Origin of the sequence: Mycolicibacterium neoaurum ATCC 25795 (genome assembly GCF_000691525.1) — a bacterium.
Classification (GTDB): domain Bacteria; phylum Actinomycetota; class Actinomycetes; order Mycobacteriales; family Mycobacteriaceae; genus Mycobacterium; species Mycobacterium neoaurum.
In genome coordinates this window covers 104245-124195 of the sequence record NZ_JMDW01000016.1, presented here as the reverse complement: position 1 = coordinate 124195, position 19951 = coordinate 104245, and the positions used below count along the sequence as shown (strand labels likewise).

General features: G+C 64.0%; 18 protein-coding genes. 10 read left to right on the top strand and 8 right to left on the bottom strand.

Going from position 1 to position 19951, the window contains the following annotated elements; translation table 11 throughout:
- Positions 1–97 precede the first annotated feature (97 nt).
- Together IC40_RS0122205 and IC40_RS0122200 are read left to right on the top strand one after the other, a co-directional pair.
- Positions 98–859: a membrane protein gene (locus IC40_RS0122205; RefSeq protein ID WP_019511690.1), complete on the top strand. Its 762-nt coding sequence runs from the start codon at positions 98–100 to the stop codon at positions 857–859.
- A 290-nt stretch (positions 860–1149) separates the two neighbouring features.
- A complete protein-coding gene (locus tag IC40_RS0122200; RefSeq protein WP_081843519.1) occupies positions 1150–1521 on the top strand; it encodes a nuclear transport factor 2 family protein in 372 nt (123 codons plus the stop codon).
- A gap of 65 nt (positions 1522–1586) precedes the next feature.
- Here IC40_RS0122200 and IC40_RS0122195 read toward each other — a convergent pair whose 3' ends face one another.
- The 3 genes from IC40_RS0122195 to IC40_RS0122185 are packed head-to-tail and all read right to left on the bottom strand — an operon-like array spanning position 1587 to position 5952.
- The gene (locus IC40_RS0122195; RefSeq protein WP_030136869.1) at positions 1587–2657 is read right to left on the bottom strand and encodes a phosphotransferase family protein; all 1071 of its coding nucleotides are present in this window, start codon (positions 2655–2657) and stop codon (positions 1587–1589) included.
- The gene (locus IC40_RS0122190) at positions 2654–4336 is read right to left on the bottom strand and encodes an acyl-CoA synthetase (RefSeq protein ID WP_036470600.1); all 1683 of its coding nucleotides are present in this window, start codon (positions 4334–4336) and stop codon (positions 2654–2656) included. Before IC40_RS0122190 ends, IC40_RS0122195 begins: the two co-directional genes overlap by 4 nt.
- 38 nt (positions 4337–4374) lie before the next feature.
- On the bottom strand, positions 4375–5952 hold the full coding sequence (locus IC40_RS0122185; protein ID WP_030136867.1) for an FAD-dependent oxidoreductase: 1578 nt from the start codon (positions 5950–5952) through the stop codon (positions 4375–4377).
- Between the two features lie 253 nt (positions 5953–6205).
- On the opposite strand from IC40_RS0122185, the gene IC40_RS0122180 reads away from it, so the two are divergent.
- Genes IC40_RS0122180 through IC40_RS0122170 form a run of 3 tightly spaced genes read left to right on the top strand, consistent with a single transcriptional unit; the run spans position 6206 to position 9847 of the window.
- Complete coding sequence (locus tag IC40_RS0122180) at positions 6206–6865, top strand: TetR/AcrR family transcriptional regulator (protein WP_158631986.1); 660 nt, start codon at positions 6206–6208, stop codon at positions 6863–6865.
- Between the two features lie 52 nt (positions 6866–6917).
- Positions 6918–8819, top strand: coding sequence for a flavin-containing monooxygenase (locus IC40_RS0122175; protein ID WP_030136865.1), 1902 nt, complete (start codon positions 6918–6920; stop codon positions 8817–8819).
- A 2-nt stretch (positions 8820–8821) separates the two neighbouring features.
- Complete coding sequence (locus IC40_RS0122170) at positions 8822–9847, top strand: alcohol dehydrogenase catalytic domain-containing protein (protein ID WP_030136864.1); 1026 nt, start codon at positions 8822–8824, stop codon at positions 9845–9847.
- A gap of 83 nt (positions 9848–9930) precedes the next feature.
- Here the strand turns inward: IC40_RS0122170 and IC40_RS0122165 are convergent, their stop codons facing one another.
- The 3 genes from IC40_RS0122165 to IC40_RS0122155 all read right to left on the bottom strand — a co-directional run bounded on the left by IC40_RS0122165 (position 9931) and on the right by IC40_RS0122155 (position 13696).
- Positions 9931–11154 (bottom strand): ISL3 family transposase, encoded by a 1224-nt coding sequence (locus tag IC40_RS0122165; RefSeq protein ID WP_169740081.1) that lies wholly within the window; start codon positions 11152–11154, stop codon positions 9931–9933.
- A 529-nt stretch (positions 11155–11683) separates the two neighbouring features.
- The gene (locus tag IC40_RS0122160; protein WP_030136862.1) at positions 11684–13234 is read right to left on the bottom strand and encodes an FAD-dependent monooxygenase; all 1551 of its coding nucleotides are present in this window, start codon (positions 13232–13234) and stop codon (positions 11684–11686) included.
- 21 nt (positions 13235–13255) lie between these two features.
- On the bottom strand, positions 13256–13696 hold the full coding sequence (locus tag IC40_RS0122155) for a MarR family winged helix-turn-helix transcriptional regulator (protein WP_030136861.1): 441 nt from the start codon (positions 13694–13696) through the stop codon (positions 13256–13258).
- A gap of 112 nt (positions 13697–13808) precedes the next feature.
- Between IC40_RS0122155 and IC40_RS0122150 the strand changes: the two genes are divergently transcribed.
- A complete protein-coding gene (locus IC40_RS0122150) occupies positions 13809–14213 on the top strand; it encodes an organic hydroperoxide resistance protein (RefSeq protein ID WP_030136860.1) in 405 nt (134 codons plus the stop codon).
- Positions 14214–14264: 51 nt separating this feature from the next.
- On the opposite strand, the gene IC40_RS0122145 is transcribed toward IC40_RS0122150, so the two are convergent.
- Together IC40_RS0122145 and IC40_RS0122140 are read right to left on the bottom strand one after the other, a co-directional pair.
- Positions 14265–15278, bottom strand: a complete 1014-nt coding sequence (locus tag IC40_RS0122145) for an agmatine deiminase family protein (RefSeq protein WP_030136859.1) — start codon at positions 15276–15278, stop codon at positions 14265–14267.
- Positions 15275–16255 (bottom strand): nitrilase-related carbon-nitrogen hydrolase, encoded by a 981-nt coding sequence (locus tag IC40_RS0122140; RefSeq protein WP_030136858.1) that lies wholly within the window; start codon positions 16253–16255, stop codon positions 15275–15277. The genes IC40_RS0122145 and IC40_RS0122140 overlap by 4 nt, the downstream gene beginning before the upstream one ends.
- Before the next feature lie 82 nt (positions 16256–16337).
- Between IC40_RS0122140 and IC40_RS0122135 the strand changes: the two genes are divergently transcribed.
- From IC40_RS0122135 to IC40_RS0122115, 4 genes are all read left to right on the top strand, one after another.
- Complete coding sequence (locus IC40_RS0122135) at positions 16338–16928, top strand: TetR/AcrR family transcriptional regulator C-terminal domain-containing protein (RefSeq protein ID WP_030136857.1); 591 nt, start codon at positions 16338–16340, stop codon at positions 16926–16928.
- A 174-nt stretch (positions 16929–17102) separates the two neighbouring features.
- Entirely contained in the window at positions 17103–18227 is a 1125-nt protein-coding gene (locus IC40_RS0122125; protein ID WP_030136856.1) for a YeiH family protein, read from the top strand.
- A 29-nt stretch (positions 18228–18256) separates the two neighbouring features.
- Positions 18257–19204 (top strand): ABC transporter substrate-binding protein, encoded by a 948-nt coding sequence (locus tag IC40_RS0122120; RefSeq protein ID WP_030136855.1) that lies wholly within the window; start codon positions 18257–18259, stop codon positions 19202–19204.
- A 12-nt stretch (positions 19205–19216) separates the two neighbouring features.
- Positions 19217–19903, top strand: a complete 687-nt coding sequence (locus tag IC40_RS0122115) for a queuosine precursor transporter (protein ID WP_019511707.1) — start codon at positions 19217–19219, stop codon at positions 19901–19903.
- Positions 19904–19951: the final 48 nt, after the last annotated feature.

The window sequence follows — 19951 nt, the reverse complement described above, 5'->3', positions numbered from 1 at the left end:
AAACTAGAGTCCGTCTCAACGTCCCTCATGACGGCCCCCACTCGTCGGATCGGACGAGTACGAGTTCGATGAACACCTCGATGCGGAGGAAGCGCTCATGACCGAGACCATCACCCCCGATGGTGGCGAGCACACCCGCCAACGGCGCGGATTCTCCTCGCTTCAGAAAGCGCTGTTCGTCGTGCTGGCAGTCTTCTTCGCGATCCAACCAATCTTCTGGTACCTGGAGATGCACGTCGGCGTGCCGCAGTCCACAGCATCCACCGTGCTCGTGGTGTTGGTGGTCTGCTGCTTTGTGACCGCTCTCGCGTTGCCGTGGCTTCGGGTCGGCGACCGCCGCGACTGGACTCGCGCCGACCGCTTCGGGGCGATGATCATCGTCTGGGTGTTCATCGCGCTGATTCCCCGGTTCATCTGGGAGCTGCCATGGTTGTTGTTCTTCGACCAGATCGTGGAGGGCATCGAGAACGGCGCACTGTGGACCTACATGTGGTCGCCGATCCTGCTGGGCGGCGACGCACGTTACCTCACCGGCGACCCGCTGATCGTCTGCATGGAGTACATCGCCTTGTTCGTCGGCATCTTCGAGGCCTACGCGCTGTTCCAGTTCTTCCGGAACGGCCGTCGATTCACCAGTAACCAGCTCTCACTGATCATGGCCGGCATGATCGTCGAGGTGACGCTTCCTGCCGTCTACTTCGGCGTGGAGATCGCCAACAACTTGGAGAGCATGTCGTCGCCGGCTGAGATGTGGGTCAAGTTCGTGTTGATCAACGTACTGTGGTGCACCATGCCGTTGTTGACCTATTTCTGGGGCGTGCGTCGCCTCGTCGGCCAGGATCTGACCGTCCGATTCTGATCGGCATCGAACCTGTCACCCGCGCCGCCACCCCTGGGGTCTTACCTACGGCCACCATTCTGGTACAACACCTTTCGCAGGATCCTTGCCCCACCCGGACTCTGATCCTAGTCTGGACAGATGGCCACCCGGCGTGTGCATAGTCTGCTCTATTCCAGAGCGCCAGGTCCGTTCGCGTATGCGCAGCGAACATTCTTCTGCGGACTCGTCGATCAACCGCTGCGCTGATGCGGGATATTCCGACCTCGTCGCCCTCAAACCCGCAGTCGAATCGGCCGATAGCGCCTCGGTTGCGGTCGGCGCGTGATGTGGTCGAAGCGTATAACCTCATCGCTTGGAATCAGTGCGACCTCGATCTCGCCAATGAACTTCTGGGCGACAGAGTCATTCGGCACGGTGTGGGCTCGGTGACCGTCCTGACCCACGATGAGGCGGTCGCGCGTATCAAAGACCACCACGCGATGTTCGAGAGCATTCGATTCGATGTGCGAACCATCGTCGCCGGGGTGGACGGTGAGCACGCCGCGATCATGTACGACGCCACAATCGTCCTCGACGACGGCACGGTGAGCGCCATCGGCAGCATGGAGATCTTCCGGGTCGTCGATGGCAGGATCACCGAAGTGTGGAACACAGGCCATCAAGAAGGGTCCTGGGCGTAACACGGGTACAGCGTGTCTCGATGGTCAGTTGCGGCTTACACCGCGTGGGCACACCGCACGGTTGGTCATGAGCGGCGCTCGATGAGGTCAAGCGTGCCGAGGTCTCTGATGGCTGCGCACCCGCGTGCCAGCATCGCCAGCACCATGTCGTCGCCGCGTTCGGTGGCAGCGGAGAAGGCGAATCCAAGCATGGTCAACAGCGGGATCTGAAGCATGCCGATGCGGTAGTCATCCCAGCACGCGCCGACGTCGTAACCGGTGACGCCGTGGCTGCACAGCCGGCGGTGATACGCCGTGACGAGATCCGCTTCGAAGCCGGCCCTCTCGGCCACCGAAAAGCTCGTCGCGATGAAGTACGCCAGGTCACGCGCCGGCAACCCGACCGCGAGTGTCTGCCAGTCCACCACAGTCACCCGGGTGCATCCTGGATCGAACAACAGGTTGTCCAGACGGTAGTCCCCATGGAGAAGAGCAAAGCGGTTCGGTTCAAGACGAAGCCACGCCGACACGAGCGTGACCGCCCGGTCGATGGTCAGGAGGTCCTCGGGCGATATCCGGGCCCCTAGTCGCTCCGTGGTGGTGTCGGCGGCGAACCGCGCCAGATCACCCATTCCGCGGGCGATGTCGGCATCCGCACGCGGCATCGTCGTGCCCCCGAAGTCCAGCCACGCGGGATCACACCAACGCGGACCGTGGAGGCCGGCAAGAGCCTCGACTGCCAACGCAGCCTCGGTTGCGGAGCAACCGAGGATCTGGTCACCTTGAACAGCCGGTGCCAGATCGGCCATGAGCATCACGAAGTCGACGCCCTCGTTCGCAATGTCGATGTGATAGCAGTGCGGTGTCGGCACCGCGACGGTTGCCGCAACCTCCGTGTAGAACGCATGCTCAGATCGGTATCCCAGCGCAACCCGTTGCCGCACTTCGGGATCCTGCGACGGCAACTTGACGACGTAGCTCGACGGCAGCTGATCGCCACCTCGGGTGTACGTCACCGCGACACGGTAGGTCGCCCCGGTCTGGCCGGTTCCGACGGGGGTCACCGTTGCAGTGTCGACCACTGGCTCGGTGTTCACCGAACGCAGTGCACCGGACATCCAGGCCGGCGTGATCTCGCCCGGCTGTAGCGGAATCATGCGATCTCCGACGGTGTCGACTCGGGCAGCTGGGCACTGGTTCGGATAGCCAGTTCTCTGGCCCAGCGGTAGTCGGCCTTCCCTGCCGGGGATCGTAAGATGGTGGAAGTTCGGATGAAAGACTTCGGAATCTTGTAGCGCGCAAGCCGTTCGGAGCATGTGGCAGCCAACTCCTGGTCGGTCGCCTCTACACCGTCGATCAGCTGGACGATGGCCACGACCTCCTGGCCCCAACGCGGACAGGGCCGTCCCACGACTACGACGTCGTACACCGCGTCGTGCGCACACAGAGCCTGCTCGACCTCTTCGACGAAGACCTTTTCTCCTCCCGTATTGATGGTCAGTGAATCACGGCCGAGCAGAACGATATGGCCATCGGAGCGATATTCGGCTCGGTCGCCCGGCAGGGACCATCGCACCCCGTCGATCGTCGGATAGGTCGCCGAAGTCTTGGCCGGATCACCAAGGTATCCAAGCGGTATGAACCCTCGTTGAGCCAGCCACCCTTGCCCGCCGCCGGGGGCGAGAACCCTCTCGCGATCAGGCGATATCACTGCAGTCGCATCCGACGGAGAGAAGCCCGTCGCCTCGGCGACTTCGGCGGTGGACAACCTGTTCATCTGAGTGCCGGTCTCCGACGACCCGATCACGTCGACGAGCGCAACGTGCGGCAGTGCCGCCAGAATGCGGTCCCGGACGGTGGGCGAGAGCGGCGCCCCACCATTGGTGATGGTGAGGAGTGTCCTCAGATCGTGACCCCCAGTCTCGATCTCGTCGATCAGCGGGCGAGCGACCGCGTCACCCACCACCGGGATTCCGGTGATTCCGAGTTGATCGACCAGACGCAGCGCCTTGGCCGGATCAAGTGTGCGGACATCATCGGGTAGCGCGATCCAACCTCCCATGGTCATGAGATAGAACGTCGCCCATTGTCCGGCACCGTGCATGAACGGAGCCACCATCAACAGTGACAATGCGCCTGGTGCCTGCCGGACGCGAGCCTGTAGCGCTTCCAGGCTTTCCAAGGCAGGTCCACCTCCCAGAGGTCGGCCGCCCATGGAGGACATGAAGATATCGTGCTGACGCCACAACACGCCTTTGGGCATGCCTGTGGTGCCGCCGGTGTAGATGATGAACAGGTCCTCACCGGAAGGAGCCGGCATGGCGGTCGAGGGTGGCGCCGTATGGACGATGGTCTCGAAGTTGACCGCACCTTCGAGAAGAGGATGTCCGGAATCATCCGGCACCTGGATGAGGAACTTCACCTCAGGTAAGCGATCACGGATCTCGGCGACTCGTGGTGCGAACTCCGCGCCGTAGACCAGCACGGTGGCATGCGCATCGCGTAACAGGTAGATCAGTTCCTCGCCGGTGTAACGGAAATTGACGTTGAACGGTGCGACACGCGCACGGTATGCACCGAGCATGGTCTCCAGATACTGGTTGCTGTTCCGCAGGTAGATCCCGAGGTGGTCCTGCCCGGATTCGTAACCCTGCAGCCCGCGGCGCTCGATGTGACAACCCACGCCCAGGCTGTGGAGATAGTGCGCAACGCCGTCGACACGAATATCGGTGGCGGCATAGGTGAACCGCTCACCACGCCAGTGCAGGAAACAGTAATCCGGTATCGCGGCGGCAACCGCGCGGAACACACCGGACAGATCGAATTCAAAGCTCACCGCGACCTACTTCCTGCCCTGGATCGACCCATCTTCGATCACGATCCCGCCGTCACCGACGCGGACCGCATTTGCGGGATTCCGATGAACTTGACCCGTGGGCGGTCGACTGCCGCGCCACGTCGTCGCTCGGCGGCGTCGATATTGCGCCAACCCGACCAATCCACTGGTTGCGCGCCGTTTTCACGCAGCGCCGCACTGAGGGACTCGGGCCCAGCGATGTCACGGGTCAGCTTGCCGTCGCAGTGATCACGCCAGAGCGCTTCGACGGTCTGTTCTGCACACGTGCGGTTGCTACCGATGACGCCGCGCGGGCCGCGCTTGATCCAGCCTGCGACATAGCTACCCGGACTGTCCTGCACGCGGCCATCCTCGTTGGGCACGACCCCAGCGACATCGTCGAACGGGAGGCCGGGCACCGGCACCCCGCGATAGCCGATCGAACGCAACACCAATGATGCGTCCAACACTTCGTTGGCGCCGTCCCGTTCGACACGCAGTCCGGACACTCTCCCGTCACCGATGATCTCTACTGGTGATGTGTTGAAACGGAGGATGATTCGTCTGTTGCCCGGAGTGGTGGGCCGCGCCGCATACTCCCTGGCGATGTCCAGCTTCAAGGTGGCCCAGAGATCGGTGTCCCCGGTCGAATCCTGCACCGGTCCGTCTATGGTCACATCGACTCCGTCGAGCTCCCCGAGCGCGAGGAACTCGCCTACCGAGAAGGCGGCATCCGCGATGCCCCGTCGCCCCAAGACCACGACCTCACGGATCGTGCTGTCCCGCAGTGCGTCCAGTGCGTGATCCGCGATATCGGTGCGACCGAGTGCAACGGAGTCCAGCAGCATCATCCGTGCGATATCGAGCGCGACATTACCGTTGCCGATGATCACCGCACGTTCGCCGTCGAGGACGAACCCACCGTCCGCGTAATCGGGATGGCCGTTGTACCAGCCGACGAAGTCGGCGGCGGGGTGGCTGCCGGGCAGGTCCTCACCGGCAATCCCGAGCGGCCTGCTGGTGGCCGCGCCCACGGCGTAGATCACCGCGTGGTGATGGTCGAGCACCTGGTCGTGACTCAAGTCTTTACCGATCTCCACGCCAAGGTGGCACCCGAACCTGGGGTTGACGAAGGTTCTATCGAAGATGTCGACCACCGATTTGGTGTGTTGATGATCTGGTGCGACACCGGCCCGAATCAGGCCGAACGGGGTGGGTAACCGCTCGAAGAGGTTGACCCGCACTCCGTCGATCGCCATGAGTTCAGCCGCGGCGTAACACGCCGCCGGACCGGCGCCGACTATCGCCACCGTCAACTCGCCGTCTGCAACCTGTCGCGATGGTCGCTGCGGCGTGGTGTCCGGCTCCAGCGGATGGCGCTGGAAGTACTCGGCGTTGATCTCGCGGAATCGTGCCTGCGCAGCGGGCACATCCTCCTCGTAGTAGATCGCATCGACCGGGCATTCGTCGAAGCAGGCGCCGCAGTCGATGCACGACTCGGGGTCGATATAGAGCATGTCGGCGGCCGACGCATCGACCGGACGAATGCAGTCCACCGGGCAGACCGGCACACAACTGGCGTCCTTACAGCAATTCTGCGTGATGACGTACGCCACGACCCCTCCCCTCGACCTCACGGTCATTGGACTACATCCACTCGATTAGCTGGACAGGTGTCCATTATTATATGATCCGTTATCGTTTAACAAGCGTCCACCGATTGTGCCTGTTTTGTCGCATCTTTCGGCGGTTAACGTCCACGACCAACGAAGCGGACACAACTGTCGGACGGTCAATAGGGGCATATCGTTGGACACCTGTCCACCACGGTTTCAACGGATGGATGGCTACGATCTACAGGGAGACCGCGTGGCGCTGAGGCCAGACGACGAGGAGGCGTACCACTATCACGTCGCTTCGCTGCCCGAAGAAGAACTGACCACCGAACGTCAGCGCGAACGTCGATCCCGAATACTCGACGCCGCCGTGTCTGTCGCGGGTGCCGGCGGATATGACCGCGTCCACATGCGCACCATCGCCGACGAAGCAGATGTCGCGATGGGCACGCTCTATCATTACTTTCCGTCGAAGGTTCATCTTCTCGTGATGGCCTTGGAACGGGAGTTGATCCGATTCGACGAATTTCTGAGCGCGGATCTGTCCGCCATCGACGACCCGATATCGAGACTCCGGTTGTCGGTCTGGAGCCTGATCAACGCCATGGAACACTCCGACCGAGTGACACACTCGCTTACCCATGCCTACGTCGCGTCTCATGTGGTGGCTTCCGTGGAAGCCGAGATGATCCGCAGACAGACGGCGATCATGTTCATACACGTCATGGCCCAGGGTTACTCCGCCGAGACGAACACCTATGCCGCCATCGCAGACCTCATCACCGACGTGTGGACTTCAGAGGTACTCGCGTTGGTCCAGGGCCGAAGGACGTTCTCCGAGATGCGCTCCAGATTGGGCCATGCCATCGACATCGTGGGGCGCAGCGCCGAGCGCCGACCGAGTCGAGGGTGAAACATCACTACACCCTTGCCTCATTCCGCAACCGGCCGTAGCGTAACCGGCTGTGACCCGCAGCTTCCACACCGGCCGGCCCTTTGAGACCCCCGAAGCCGATATCGCCGCGGCATTGGAGCAGGTCAGCATTCCAACGCTGCTGCTGTCACTCGTTCACATCACCGGCGACCCGCGTTTCATCCGCGACTACAAGCAGGCCGGACTGTTCCTCAATGAAGTACAGGGTTTCATGTCCGAGGAGGACAAGGCCCGTGCTCGCACCGAGGCCCTTCCCGTCATCACTGCATACCGCGACGCCGGTTGCCCGGTCCCCGAACCTCTTTCACCTGAACTGATCCGAGAGATGCTCGATTGGGCAGCCTGCGAACACGTCGGCGAGGACAACCTGCCGCTGGTACTCGAGGAGCTCGACCTCGATGGGATCGACCCACGGCGACCGCATGCGCTCGAGGACACCGGGGACTTCCATGTCATCGTCATCGGCTGCGGTGAGTCCGGCATCCTGGCCGGCGTGCGGCTCAGGCAGGCCGGCATCGGCTTCACCATCCTGGAGAAGAACAGCGGACCGGGCGGAACATGGTGGGAGAACAGCTATCCCGGTGCTCGTGTCGATGTAGCCAACCATTTCTACTGTTACAGCTTCGAACCCAGCAATCACTGGCAGCACTTCTTCGCCGAACAGCCCGAACTGCGGCAGTACTTCACCGATGTGGTGGACCGCCACGAACTCGGCCCGCACATCCGCTTCGGCACCGAGGTCCGCCAGGTGAGCTGGGACGGTGATCGCTGGAACGTCACCACCGGCGACGGCCAGAGCTTCGCCGCCAACGCCATCATCACCGCCGTCGGACAACTCAACCGTCCCAAGATCCCGGACTTCCCTGGCGCCGACACGTTCACCGGGCCGTCATTCCATTCCGCAGCCTGGGATCACGGCGTCGACATCACTGGAAAGCGCGTCGCCCTGATCGGTGCCGGGGCCAGCGGATTCCAGATCGCCCCAGCAATCGCCGACAACGTCGCACGCCTCAACGTCTTTCAGCGCACCGCCCAGTGGATGTTTCCCAATCCCATGTACCACGAGCCCGTGGCCGAAGGCGTGCGCTGGGCAATGGAACACCTGCCCTACTACGGCCGCTGGTATCGCTTCCTACTGCTCTGGCCGGGCGCGGACAAAGGTCTGGATGCCGCGCTGGTCGACCCCGACTACCGAGATCAGGGCAATGCCGTCAGCGAGATCAACGCCATCGCGCGCATCATGTTCACCGACTGGATCACCAACCAGGTCGGAGATGATCCAGACCTGCTGGCCAAGGTGTTACCCGACTACCCGGCCACCGGCAAGCGCACCCTGCAGGACAACGGCAGTTGGTTGAGCACACTCAAACGCGACCATGTCGAGCTCATCAGGACCCCGATCGAGCGCATCACCGAGACGGGCGTGGTCACCGCCGACGGCACCACCCATGAGGCCGACATCATCGTGTACGCCACCGGTTTCCGCGCCACCGACGTGTTGTTCCCGATCACCGTCACCGGCCGCAACGGCCTCGACCTGCACGAGGTGTGGGGCACCCGACCGTATGCCTACCGCAGCATCACCGTCCCGGGCTTTCCCAACTTCTTCATGACCTACGGTCCGGGCGCCCACCTGGCGCATGGCGGCAGTCTGATCCTGAACTCCGAGTTGCAGATGCGCTATATCAACCAGTGCTTGGAGCACCTGATCACCGCCGACTTGCGATGCATCGAACCACTACGCGATCCGACCGCCGAATGGCACAGGCGGTCTCAGGAAGAGATCCGCAAGACCGTCTGGGCTCACCCATCGATCACCCACTCATACTTCAAGAATGACGACGGTGAGATCCACACCGTCAGCCCCTGGCGCCTGAGCACCTATCACGCTGCCGTGCGCGAACCCATCTGGTCGGACTTCCGGGAGGAATGAGCATGCGTTCAGTGGTGGTCGACGCCGAAGGCACCGTCAGCGTACAAAGCCGTCCCGACCCGCCCCTGCCCGGCGCCACTGGTGCCATCATCGCCGTCGAGGCAGCGGCGATCTGCGGATCAGACCTGCACTTCCTGGAAGGCCACTACCCGCTCGTCGACCCCGTCGCACTCGGCCATGAGGCGATCGGAACCGTTGTCGAAACCGGTTCGGAGGTGGCCGGTTTCACCGTGGGCGATCGGGTACTGGTCTCCTCGGTCGCGGGCTGCGGTCAGTGTCCGGGTTGCGCCACCCGTGACCCCATCCGGTGCGTGCTCGGGCCCCAGATCTTCGGATCCGGTGCGCTCGGCGGCGCACAGTCCGACTTGCTCGCCGTACCCGCGGCCGAATTCCAGCTACTCAAGATGCCGGAGGGCATCAGTACCGAGCAGGCCTTGCTGCTGACCGACAACCTGGCCACCGGATGGGCGGCAGCACTGCGCGCTGACATCCCGGTCGGCGGCACCGTCGCAGTGATCGGCCTCGGCGCGGTCGGTATGTGCGCGCTGCGCAGCGCATTGACCCTCGGCGCAGCCACCGTATATGCGGTCGATCCGGTGCGGACCCGCCGCGACCGAGCCGCCGCATGGGGTGCCGTGACCATCGATCCTCCTGCCGTGCAATCCATTCGGGAAGCCACCGGTGGACTGGGAGTCGATGCCGTTATCGATGCAGTCGGTACCGACACCACCATCAGCGATGCTATCGACAGTGTGCGCACCGGTGGCACGGTGTCGATCGTGGGTGTGCACGATCTGCAGCCCTACCCGCTGCCCGCACTGGCCTGCCTGATCCGCAGCCTCACGATCCGGCTGACCACCGCCCCGGTTCAACAGACCTGGGCCGCACTGATCCCGCTGTTACAGGCCGGCCGGCTCGACGTCGACGGTATCTTCACCACCACATTGCCGTTGGACGATGCCGCCGCCGGATACGCGGTGGCGCTGGCACGGTCGGAGGACCATCTGAAGGTGCAGCTGATCCCCTGAGTCATCCGCGGCCGTCGGACGGCTGCAGATTATTCTTGCACACCTCCACATCGGGGAGTATTGTCGAACACAAGTGCTACTCCTCAGGTTTTCGTGGGGAGCTTGATGTGGAGTCCGCCGAGGCACAGGTAGATCATCGAGGTCAGTGTTTCGGCCGAGTGGTGGCCGTAGCCGCGGGCGTTGATGAGTCGGATTTTGGCGTTGATGCCTTCGGCGAGTGCGTTGGACAGTTTTAGTTCAATGGCCGCGAGGATGGGTTCGGTGTAGACCTCGAATCGTTTGCCCAGTGCTGTGAAGGCCGGGATGCGGGAGCGTTTGGCGGCGGTGATCCAGGCCCTGAGGAGTTGGCGGGCAGCGCCGGGTTCGTGGTCGTAGCGGTAGAGGTCGCGAGCTTGTTCTTTGAGCGCCCATGCGCGCCCGACGTGCCGGTTCTGTTTGGCGATCTCGTTGACCAGGGCGCGTTTGTCGTCGGGGAGTTTGTCCTCTCCGGTACGCAACGCCCAGCGGGTGGTCCGCCATTGCGTTGAGGACATATGGACTTTGTCTGGCCCGGCGGCGGCCTCGGAGAAGACACGGTCCAGTGCGCGGTTGACCCATTGCAAGATGTGGAATCCGTCGTAGCAGATTGTTGCCTGAGGTAGGTGTTCTTGGGTGGCTGCGGTGTAGACGCTGCTGACGTCCATGGTGACCGCTTCGACTCCGGCGAGGATCGAATCGGGTTGGCTTGTATAGAATTTAGCGAGTGATTCGCGGCTCTTTCCGGGTTGGACATCGATGACGGTGCCAGACGTGTGATCGCCGATGATGGTCAGATAGCGGTGCGGGTGGCGGTAACAGATCTCGTCGACGCCGATCCGATACAGGGCTGTGAGTCGACGTTGGTCGAGCAGTTGGGCGACTCCGCGTTTGATGATCGAGGTGACCGATTCCCAGGCGCAGCGCATCAGCGTGGACACTGTCGTGCGGTCGGTGCGCTGGGCCAGCCATAGCACGGTGTCTTCGAAGTCTCGGCTGAACCTGGCTCCCGGGCGGGCCCAGGGCACCTCTTCGGTGGTCACACCACAGTCCGGGCAGTGCAGTCGGCGGATGTGGTAGGTCAGCCACAGTCGTTTGGTGCCCAGATCGAGGTGTCGCCATCGTCGCCGGCGGCGGTCATAGACCGACCCGACGCGTTTGCTGCAAGGGCACCTCAGCAGCCGGGTTGTCGGGCGCAGGGTGACTTCGACATCGCGGTCGCCGATCGACACCTCGACCACGGATGCACCGGGAATCTGAAGAAGACGGTTAAATGCAGTACTGACGCGCACGCGGATCGTTCCTCTGGTTGAGGTTGGTGTGGTAACCCCGAAACCTAGAGGCACGCCGCGTGCGCGTCCTTCATTTCACCAACGACCCGCTGAACCTCTTGCACTGCACGACAAATCAACCCTGAACAGCACAAAAGCGCCCACTAAAACACTAGGAGCGCCACACAAGTTCGAAGCGTACGTGGCTCCCACGAGATACCCGGTGAGCCCGTGTCGGTGACCCCGTCACCGAGAGGTTTCTACAGCCCGACGAGGTCTGTGCAAACCGTCGTGCCCGAAGGGCATTCTGCTGGCCTTTTGCGAAAGGTTGGGTCCGGTATGTAGCCACCCATCATCTGCGATTCCACTCCGAACACACCGCCGCCTTGAGGCCATGTCCGACCAAAGTTGCTTCGTACCTTGACAACTACACAGTGAAACGCGTGCATGGTGGGACCCGGCGAAAGCGGCATCGCCGGTCCCACCAGGTCGAACACGCGGGCTGGCGCATGTCGACGGGCGGTTCGTCTCCGATCGAGGGCCGCGGACGCTAGACGAATGTCCGCTTCAAGTAACCCACGATCGCGTCGGCATCCAGCGTGCCGGAATAGCCCAAATGCCCGTCAGGACGCACCACGATGGCTGCCGGTCCGTCGACACCGTAAGCCGCGGCGAATTCGCCGAGTCCGTCGCACACCAACGGCAGCACGGTGGCCTCGACATCGGACTCGGGGTGCGCGATCACGTACACGTCGAGAAGCCCGTGCGCGGCACGTTCGGCGGCCTCCGCGGCGATCTCCAGTTCCTCGAAACCTGTTGTCGTGTCGGCATACAACAACAGTGTGTGTCGGGTGCCTGCCAACAGGGTGAACAGTCGCATCGGCTCGGTCTCGGCCGCTCGGGTCAACCCACGCGCATCGGGTGCCCGGCCGCCGGCACCGGCGGTCACGATGGGACTGTCCGCGTAGCTCACCAGCAGTTGTGCCTCCCGGCGGATGATGAAGTCGGGATCGGTCGAGTCGGCGCCGATCCCCTCGCGGGCGCTGCGCACGGTGCGTCCGACCACCTCCTCACCGATGGGGCGACGCTCCGCGTCGTAGCTGTCGAGAAGCCCGTCCGCCGCATCACGGGTCACGGCCAACGCCAGCTTCCATGCCAGGTTGTAGGCGTCCTGAATTCCGGTGTTCATTCCTTGCGCACCGGTGGGCGGGTGGATGTGCGCGGCGTCGCCGGCGACGAAGACCCGGCCGCGGCCGTAGGCGTCCACAATGCGGTGGCTGATCCGAAACACCGACGACCACCGCATGTTCCGCGCTGTGGTCGGCTCCGGTGACAGCCGGTCCAACACCGCCTGGATGTGGTGTAGCTCCGGCGTGCCCTCACCAAAACCGTGCTGCACCCCACCCTGGGTGGACAGCTCGGGCGGCACCAGCATCGACATCCGATAGCGCCCTCGCCCGGGCAGCGGTATGCACACCAGAAGGTCATCAACCTTGCCCTCGGAGTTGTGCATGGATCGCACCGTGTAACCGGGCGGTAGCGTCCAGTCCACCTCGACATCGGCGAGCATGTATTGCTCTTCGAAGGCGGCGCCTTCGAAACTCAGGCCGAGCGTCTTGCGGACTATCGAGTGTGCTCCGTCGGCACCGATCAGATACTGCGCCCGAACGGGTGTCGCGTTGTCGAGCATGGCGGTGACACCGTCGGAGTCCTGTTCGAAACCGGTCAACCGGACACCGCGTTCGATGCGGACACCGCGGGCCGTGAGCTCCCGGCGCAACACCCGCTCCGTGCTGTACTGGGGTATGCCGATGAAGCGGAACGGCACATGGTCGGGAAGCGTCAGCTCGATGTCACCGACCCGATCACCGTTGAGGTAAGCGATCTGCCCACGAAAATGCACGGCCGCATCGAGGATCTGGCGCACTACACCCATTCGCTCGAACACTTCGAGGGTCCGGGGTTGCACACCAACAGCTTTGGCGTACTGGGGCGGTTCGAGTAGCGGATCGATGATCCGCACGGCCACACCGCGGCGGGCCAGTTCGATAGCGGCGGTCAATCCGATCGGGCCGGCGCCCGCAATCAGTACGTCGGTCACGCCCGAGATTATGCCCGAGCGTCAGTTTTCGCGGACGTGCGATCGTAGATTGTCCCGCAACTTCACCATGCCCTTCTGGATGGCGCGCAGTTCGTCGGGCTCAAAACCGGTGGCGGCCATCAGATCCATTTCCACACCTTGCTCCCGTAGCGCGCGGCCGGCATCGGTCAGACTGACCAGCACCTGGCGCTCGTCAGCTGTCGAACGTTCCCGGCTGAGGTAGCCGGCACCCTCGAGTCGCTTGAGTATCGGGGTGAGGGTGTTGGACTCCAGGAAGAGCTTCTCGCCGAGGCCGCTGACGGTCTGGTGATCCGCTTCCCACAGGGCGACGATCACCAGGTACTGCGTGTAGGTGATACCGAGTTTGTCGAGGATCGGTTTGTACGCCTTTCCGTAGGCGAGGTTCGCCGAGTAGATGGCGAAGCACAGGAAATCGGAGAGCTGAGGAAGCTGCGGCTTCATGAGCATATTTTAGCGCGCGCGATTTAATCGGGAATGAAGTAAATCCCGGTCGGGGTTACAAGGATCAGTCGGAGCGAATGCACCGGCCGTCGAACCCTCGAAGGAGAAGACCATGTCCGTCGTCTACACCGCCGCAACCCACACCACTGGCGGACGTCAGGGCGAGTCCTATAGTTCTGACGGCAATCTGGACATCCAACTGACCGCACCGGGCGCCGAGGGCACCGGCACCAACCCCGAGCAACTGTTCGCCGCCGGCTGGTCGGCCTGCTATCTGAGCGCCATGGGACTGGTTGCCGGCCAACACAAGGTGAAGCTACCCGCGGAGACCGCTGTCGACGCAGAGGTGGACCTGGTGAACGGCGACGGCGGATTCTCGCTGCAGGCGCGTCTCAACGTCAGTATCCCCGGCGTGGACCCCGAGACCGCACGCCAGATCGTCGACGGCGCACACAAAGTATGCCCCTACTCGAAGGCCACCCGCGGCAACATCCCGGTGACCATCAACCTGGTCTGACCCGCAGCCCAACGGCCTGGGACACCGGTGGCACCCAGGCCGTTGGCGTTGTCAGCGTGGGGAGGGCTGCTGTTGGGTGATGCAGTGAATTCCCCCGCCGCGGGCGAACAACGGCCGGGCATCCACTGAAACGACCCGACGGCCCGGGTACTGCTCGGTGAGAATAGCCGCGGCATCGCGGTCGCGGGGATCACCGAACGCGCAGGCGATCACCCCACCGTTGACCACGAGGTGGTTGATGTAGCTGTAGTCGACGAAGCCTTCGTCATCGGTGAGGACCGTCGGGGCGGGCATCTCGACGATCTCGAAGCGCTCGCCGAGTGAATGCCGAATCTTGAGACATACCGCGGCATCCGGGTGGCTGTCGTCGGTCTGGGCATGCACGAGCAGGCGACCGGGCTCGGTGAATGTCGCGACGATATCGACATGCCCACGCGTGCCGAAACGTTGCGAATCCCTGGTGAGGCCCATCGGTAGCCAGACCACGTCGGTGGCCCCGATGGTGCGCAACAATTCACTCTCGACATCGACCTTGGTCAGACCCGGATTGCGGCCGGGGTCCAGCTGCACAGTCTCGGTGACCAGCACGGTCCCGCGTCCGTCGACATGGATGCCCCCACCCTCGTTCACCAGGGAGGATGAAACCAACGGCACCCCAGCCAGTTCGGCAACCACCGCACCGACCCTGCAGTCACGGTCCCAGCGCGCCCAGTCCTGGCCACCCCATCCATTGAACACCCAATCCACCGCGGCGACCGAACCGTCGTCGGCATGCACGAACGTCGGTCCGATATCGCGCATCCAGGCGTCGTTCAGCGGGACCTCGACCGTCTGGACGTCTTGCGACAGATAGTGTTTCGCGATGTCGATCTCGTCGGGGTCGACCAGCATCGTGACCGGTTCGAACTCCGCGATGGCGTGCGCGACGCCCGCCCACGTGGACCGAGCCTCGTGCTGTTCCTCGGCGGTGTCACCCAGGGAGTATCCGGCGGACGGGAAGGCCATCCACACCCGGTCCTGGGGCGCACCTTCCGCAGGCATCAGATGCTTCGGCTGATCGCTCATTTGACCACCGGCGTGGCCGCGTGCCCCGCGCCGTAGGGATGCGCGACGTCCACCGGCGCGGTCAGCGCGCCATAGCTGTCCGGTCGGCGCGTCAGCAGGAACGGGAAGAGCTCCAGCCAGTCACGCCGTTGATCGAGGTCCAGATCGGCGATCAGCACCGCCTCCTCGTCACGGGGCGCCGACACCAGCACCCGGCCATATGGGTCGGAGATGAACGAGGACCCGTAGAACGACAGGGCGCCCTCGTTCCCGGTCCGGTTGGGCACCACCATGAACAGTCCGTTGCTGATGCCGTGCCCGACGATCACATGCTGCCAGAGCGGCTGGGTGTCGAACGCGGGGAACACAGGTTCGGATCCGATGGCGGTCGGATAGACGACGATCTCGGCGCCGCCGAGCGCGTAACTGCGCGCCACCTCGGGGAACCATTCGTCCCAACAGGTCGGCAGGCCCACCCGCGCGCCGAGGCCCTCCGGCGCATACACCGGGTACGCGTCCTCGGCCGGTCCCTGACGGAAGTAGGTGTCCTCGTAGTAGCCCGCCGAGATCGGAATGTGCATTTTGCGGGTACGCCCGACCAAGTCACCCGCCGGCGAGACCAGGATCGCGGTGTTGAAACCGAGACCGTCGGTGTCCGGCGCCCTTTCGTACAGCGAGGCGTGCACGAAGATCCCGTGCCGCCGGGCCGCCTCGGCGGCCATCGCGAAGGTCGGGCCGTCCAGCAGGTTCTCGGCCGAGTCACCGGGATTCGCACCGGCCCGCGTGTCGGCGGGATAGCGCAGCAGGGTGATCTCGGGCAGGAACACCGCGGTCGCGCCGGCGTCAGCGGCACGGGCGATGCCGTCGTTGAGCACCCCGATCAGCTCGGCGGCATCGGCGCGCCACCGGTGCTGCACGAGCGCGACGCGCACCGGCGGCCGTCGCGACTCGGCGGTGCGGGACAGCGGTTCAGCGGGCTCGGCGGTGAGAACGAGCATGTCGACGCTCCTAAAACGAATTAGTTTCGTTTATTGTGGGATGCGGAGAAGCGGTTGTAAAGAGCCGAAGGGATATCGATCAGTGGGACGACCCAGGGTGGCGATACTGTCCACCGGCCGGATCACGGATGCCGCAATGGATCTGGTCGAGAGGACCGGCGGTTTCACCATCCCCGAATTGGCCCGCTCCCTCAAGGTGAGCCCGTCCTCGTTGTACAACCATGTCACCGGGCGCGAGCAGATCATCGAACTGCTCCGCGAAAAGGCCATGAGCGCAGTGACCCTTCCCGACTCCGACGGACCATGGATCGACGTCGTCGCCGACATCATGCGTTCCTACCGTCGCAGCTATGCCCGATACCCGAGGTTGATCCCCCTACTGACCGCCTACCCGGTCGCCAGCACGCACGCCGTCGCGATGTACAACGCGCTGGCACAAACGCTGGCCGCAGCCGGGTTCGATTCGGCCGACAGCCTGCGCGTCATCACGCTCATCGACTCCTTCGTCCTCGGCTCGGCGCTGGACGCGGCGGCGCCCGAGGCGCCCTGGGGGTCCAGTCCCGATGTCGGCCCGGAACTTGCGGCGGCGCTGGCAACCGGGTCGGGCCCGGACCGCGCGGAGGACGCCTTCGAGTTCGGTCTGGCGGTGCTCCTTCGCGGCCTGGCGCGGTAGGCCACGCCCACATGGACTCCGGCTGATCGCAACCCCTGACCACCCACCGTGCCGGCCATATCGTCGGCAGATGGCTCAACCCGTGAAGGTGAACGAGGACTGGCTGGCCGTCATCGTCGGCCTGACGCTGCTGGCGCTGGTACTGGTCGGCGCCATCCCGGGCAGCGTGATCCCGTGACCCACACCGAGGCCGTCGACCCGACCGCCGACGAGCAGACCGACCCGCGATCATCGAAACTGCCCTATGCGATCGCAGGCGTGCTGGTGGTCATCGCACTCGGCGCGGCCACCCGATTCTTGGAGCAGCAGGTACCCGGCTGGGCGGCCGACGGCCCGCTGGCCAAGGTTGCCAAGTCGATCGAGTTCCCGGTCTACGCCATCGCGCTAGGGCTGCTTGGCAACGTCATCCTGTCCAAAGTCGCTCTGCGAGAGGCACTCTCACGCGGCTTCCGAACAGAGTTCTTCATCAAGACCGGGCTGGTGCTGCTCGGCGCATCGATCAACCTGAAACTGCTGGTCACCGCGGCCGGCCCGGCGATCATCCAGGCGCTGCTGCTGATCAGCATCGTCTTCGGCTTCACCTGGTGGCTTGGCGGACGCCTCGGGCTGGATGACAAATTGCGCGCCCTGCTCGCCTCGGCGGTATCCATCTGCGGCGTCAGCGCCGCCATCGCGGCTGCGGGCGCGGTGCAGGCCAAACGCGAACAGCTGGCCTACGCCGCGTCCTTGGTGATCATCTTCGCCCTCCCGTCGATCTTCCTTCTGCCCTGGCTGGCAACGGTGTTCGGACTGTCCGATGCCGTGGCCGGAGCGTGGATCGGTGGCAATATCGACACCACCGCTGCGGTGGCAGCCGCCGGTGCGCTCGCCGGTGAGGATGCGCTGCAGATCGCGACCATCGTCAAGACCACCCAGAACGCGCTGATCGGCATCGTCGCGATCGCTTTGACCGCCTATTTCGCGCTGAAGGTGGAACGAAAGGCGGGCGCACAGGCCCGACCCTCGCTACGCGAGTTCTGGGACCGCTTCCCCAAGTTCGTACTGGGGTTCATTGCGGCATCGATCATCGGGACGCTGTATCTGCAGTTCGGCGGCGACAAGGTGAACATCGCCACCGTCAACGATCTGCGCACCTGGTTCCTGATCTTCGCGTTCGTCGCCATCGGACTGGAATTCTCGCTGCGCGGACTGCGCGAGGCCGGATGGCGTCCGATCGCCCTGTTCGCCTCCGCAACCGTGGTGAACATCGTGGCCGCCCTGGGTCTGGCTCTGCTGCTTTTCGGAAACTTCACGGTGTAGCCGGTCGGCACGCGGGTTACGCTCACGGCGTGCCGACACCCTGGTCCCGGCGAGGTTTCCTGCTGGCGCTTGCCGCCGGATCAGCGGCAGCCGCTGCTGCGTGCAGCGCCGAGCCCCGGCCGGGCGCCGTCGCCGACGACGGGTCCGTCACCGTCCGGCATGCATTCGGCGAAACCCGCGTTCCCGCTCCGCCGACCAGGGTGGTCAGCGCCGGGCTGACCGGTCAGGATTGCCTGATGGCCGTCGGCGTCATCCCCGTCGCGGTGACCGAATGGTTCGGTGGGCAGCCGTTCGCCACCTGGCCATGGGCGCTCCCGGCCCTCGGCACCGCCCAACCGGTGGTGCTCAACCTCGACAACGGTATCGACGTCGACGCCATCGCGGCACTCGATCCCGATCTGATCATCGCGACCAACGCCGGCCTGGACCGTGACACCTACGACCGGTTGTCCGATATCGCACCGACGATCGCCCAGTCCGGGACGCAGGCCTTCTTCGAACCGTGGAAGGAGCAGGCCGCAGCCATCGGCGCCGCAGTGTTCAAACACGATGAGATGACCCGGCTGATCGCCGACATCGACACCCGGTTCACGACCGCGGGTACCGAAAACCCCCAGTTCAAGGGCAAACGAGCGCTGCTCTTGCAGGGCAGCCTCGAGTCCGGCGACGTCGTGGTGACGCCACCGGGCTGGCGCACCGAGTTCCTGACCCAGCTCGGTTTCACCGTGGCCGATACCGACGCCACCGTGCCGCGCGATCGGATGGCGCAGGTGCTCGGCGCGGCCGATGTTCTCATCTGGTGCGCCGACGACGCCGAGACTGCGGTGCTGACCGCGGACCCCATCATCGCCGAACGGGGCGCACGCAACGTCTTCACCGGCCGCGACCTGGCCGCGGCGATCGCCTTCAGTTCGCCGTTGTCGCTGCCCGCGGTCGCCGACCAGCTCCCGGCCATGCTCAGGCCCGCGCTGGCCTGACAAGATATCCGGGTGAGCAGTCCGAACGACACCCAACATGGCCCGTCCTACGCGCAGGTCGGTTCGGCCTACTATCCGATCTTCGTAGCGGTCTTCACCGCACTGGTGATCATCTCCAACGTCACCGCCACCAAGGGCGTCGAGTTCGGCCCGATCATCACCGACGGCGGGTTCATCGTCTTCCCGCTGACCTATGTGATCGGCGACGTACTGTCCGAGGTCTACGGATTCAAGGCGGCCCGGCGCGCGATCCTCACCGGTTTTGCGATGAATGCCCTTGCCGCCGCAGCGTTCTGGGCAACCGTGTACCTGCCGGCCGCAGATTTCTACCCGAACCAGGAACACTTGGAGAACATCGTCAGCGCCTATACCGGGCTGATCATCGCGGGCATGGCCGGCTTTCTCGTCGGGCAGACACTGAACGCCTGGTCGTTGGTGCTCATCAAGGAACGGACCAAGGAAAAGCATCTCTGGGCACGTCTTGTCGGGTCGACCTTCGTCGGGCAGCTCGGTGACACGGTCGTGTTCTGCGCCATCGCGGCCAGCGTCATCGGTATCACCTCGTTCAGCGACTTCTTGATCTACACCGCGCAGGGATGGTTCTACAAGACCATCGTCGAGGTGGTGCTGCTGCCCGTCACCTACCGGGTGATCGCGATGGTCAAGCGTCGCGAACCGACCTATCAGCCGGTCGCGTGAACGCGCGTATGAACCTTTGTTAAGGCTCCTCTGGCAAACCCCTCAGAC

Bases quoted from the DNA above. Each gene is read 5' to 3' on its own strand.
- IC40_RS0122195 (WP_030136869.1), bottom strand. From the start codon at position 2,657: ATGATTCCGCTACAGCCGGGCGAGATCACGCCGGCCTGGATGTCCGGT.
- IC40_RS0122145 (WP_030136859.1), bottom strand. From the start codon at position 15,278: ATGAGCGATCAGCCGAAGCATCTGATGCCTGCGGAAGGTGCGCCCCAG.
- IC40_RS0122150 (WP_030136860.1), top strand. From the start codon at position 13,809: ATGTCCGTCGTCTACACCGCCGCAACCCACACCACTGGCGGACGTCAG.
- IC40_RS0122155 (WP_030136861.1), bottom strand. From the start codon at position 13,696: ATGAAGCCGCAGCTTCCTCAGCTCTCCGATTTCCTGTGCTTCGCCATC.
- IC40_RS0122140 (WP_030136858.1), bottom strand. From the start codon at position 16,255: ATGCTCGTTCTCACCGCCGAGCCCGCTGAACCGCTGTCCCGCACCGCC.
- IC40_RS0122170 (WP_030136864.1), top strand. From the start codon at position 8,822: ATGCGTTCAGTGGTGGTCGACGCCGAAGGCACCGTCAGCGTACAAAGC.
- IC40_RS0122205 (WP_019511690.1), top strand. From the start codon at position 98: ATGACCGAGACCATCACCCCCGATGGTGGCGAGCACACCCGCCAACGG.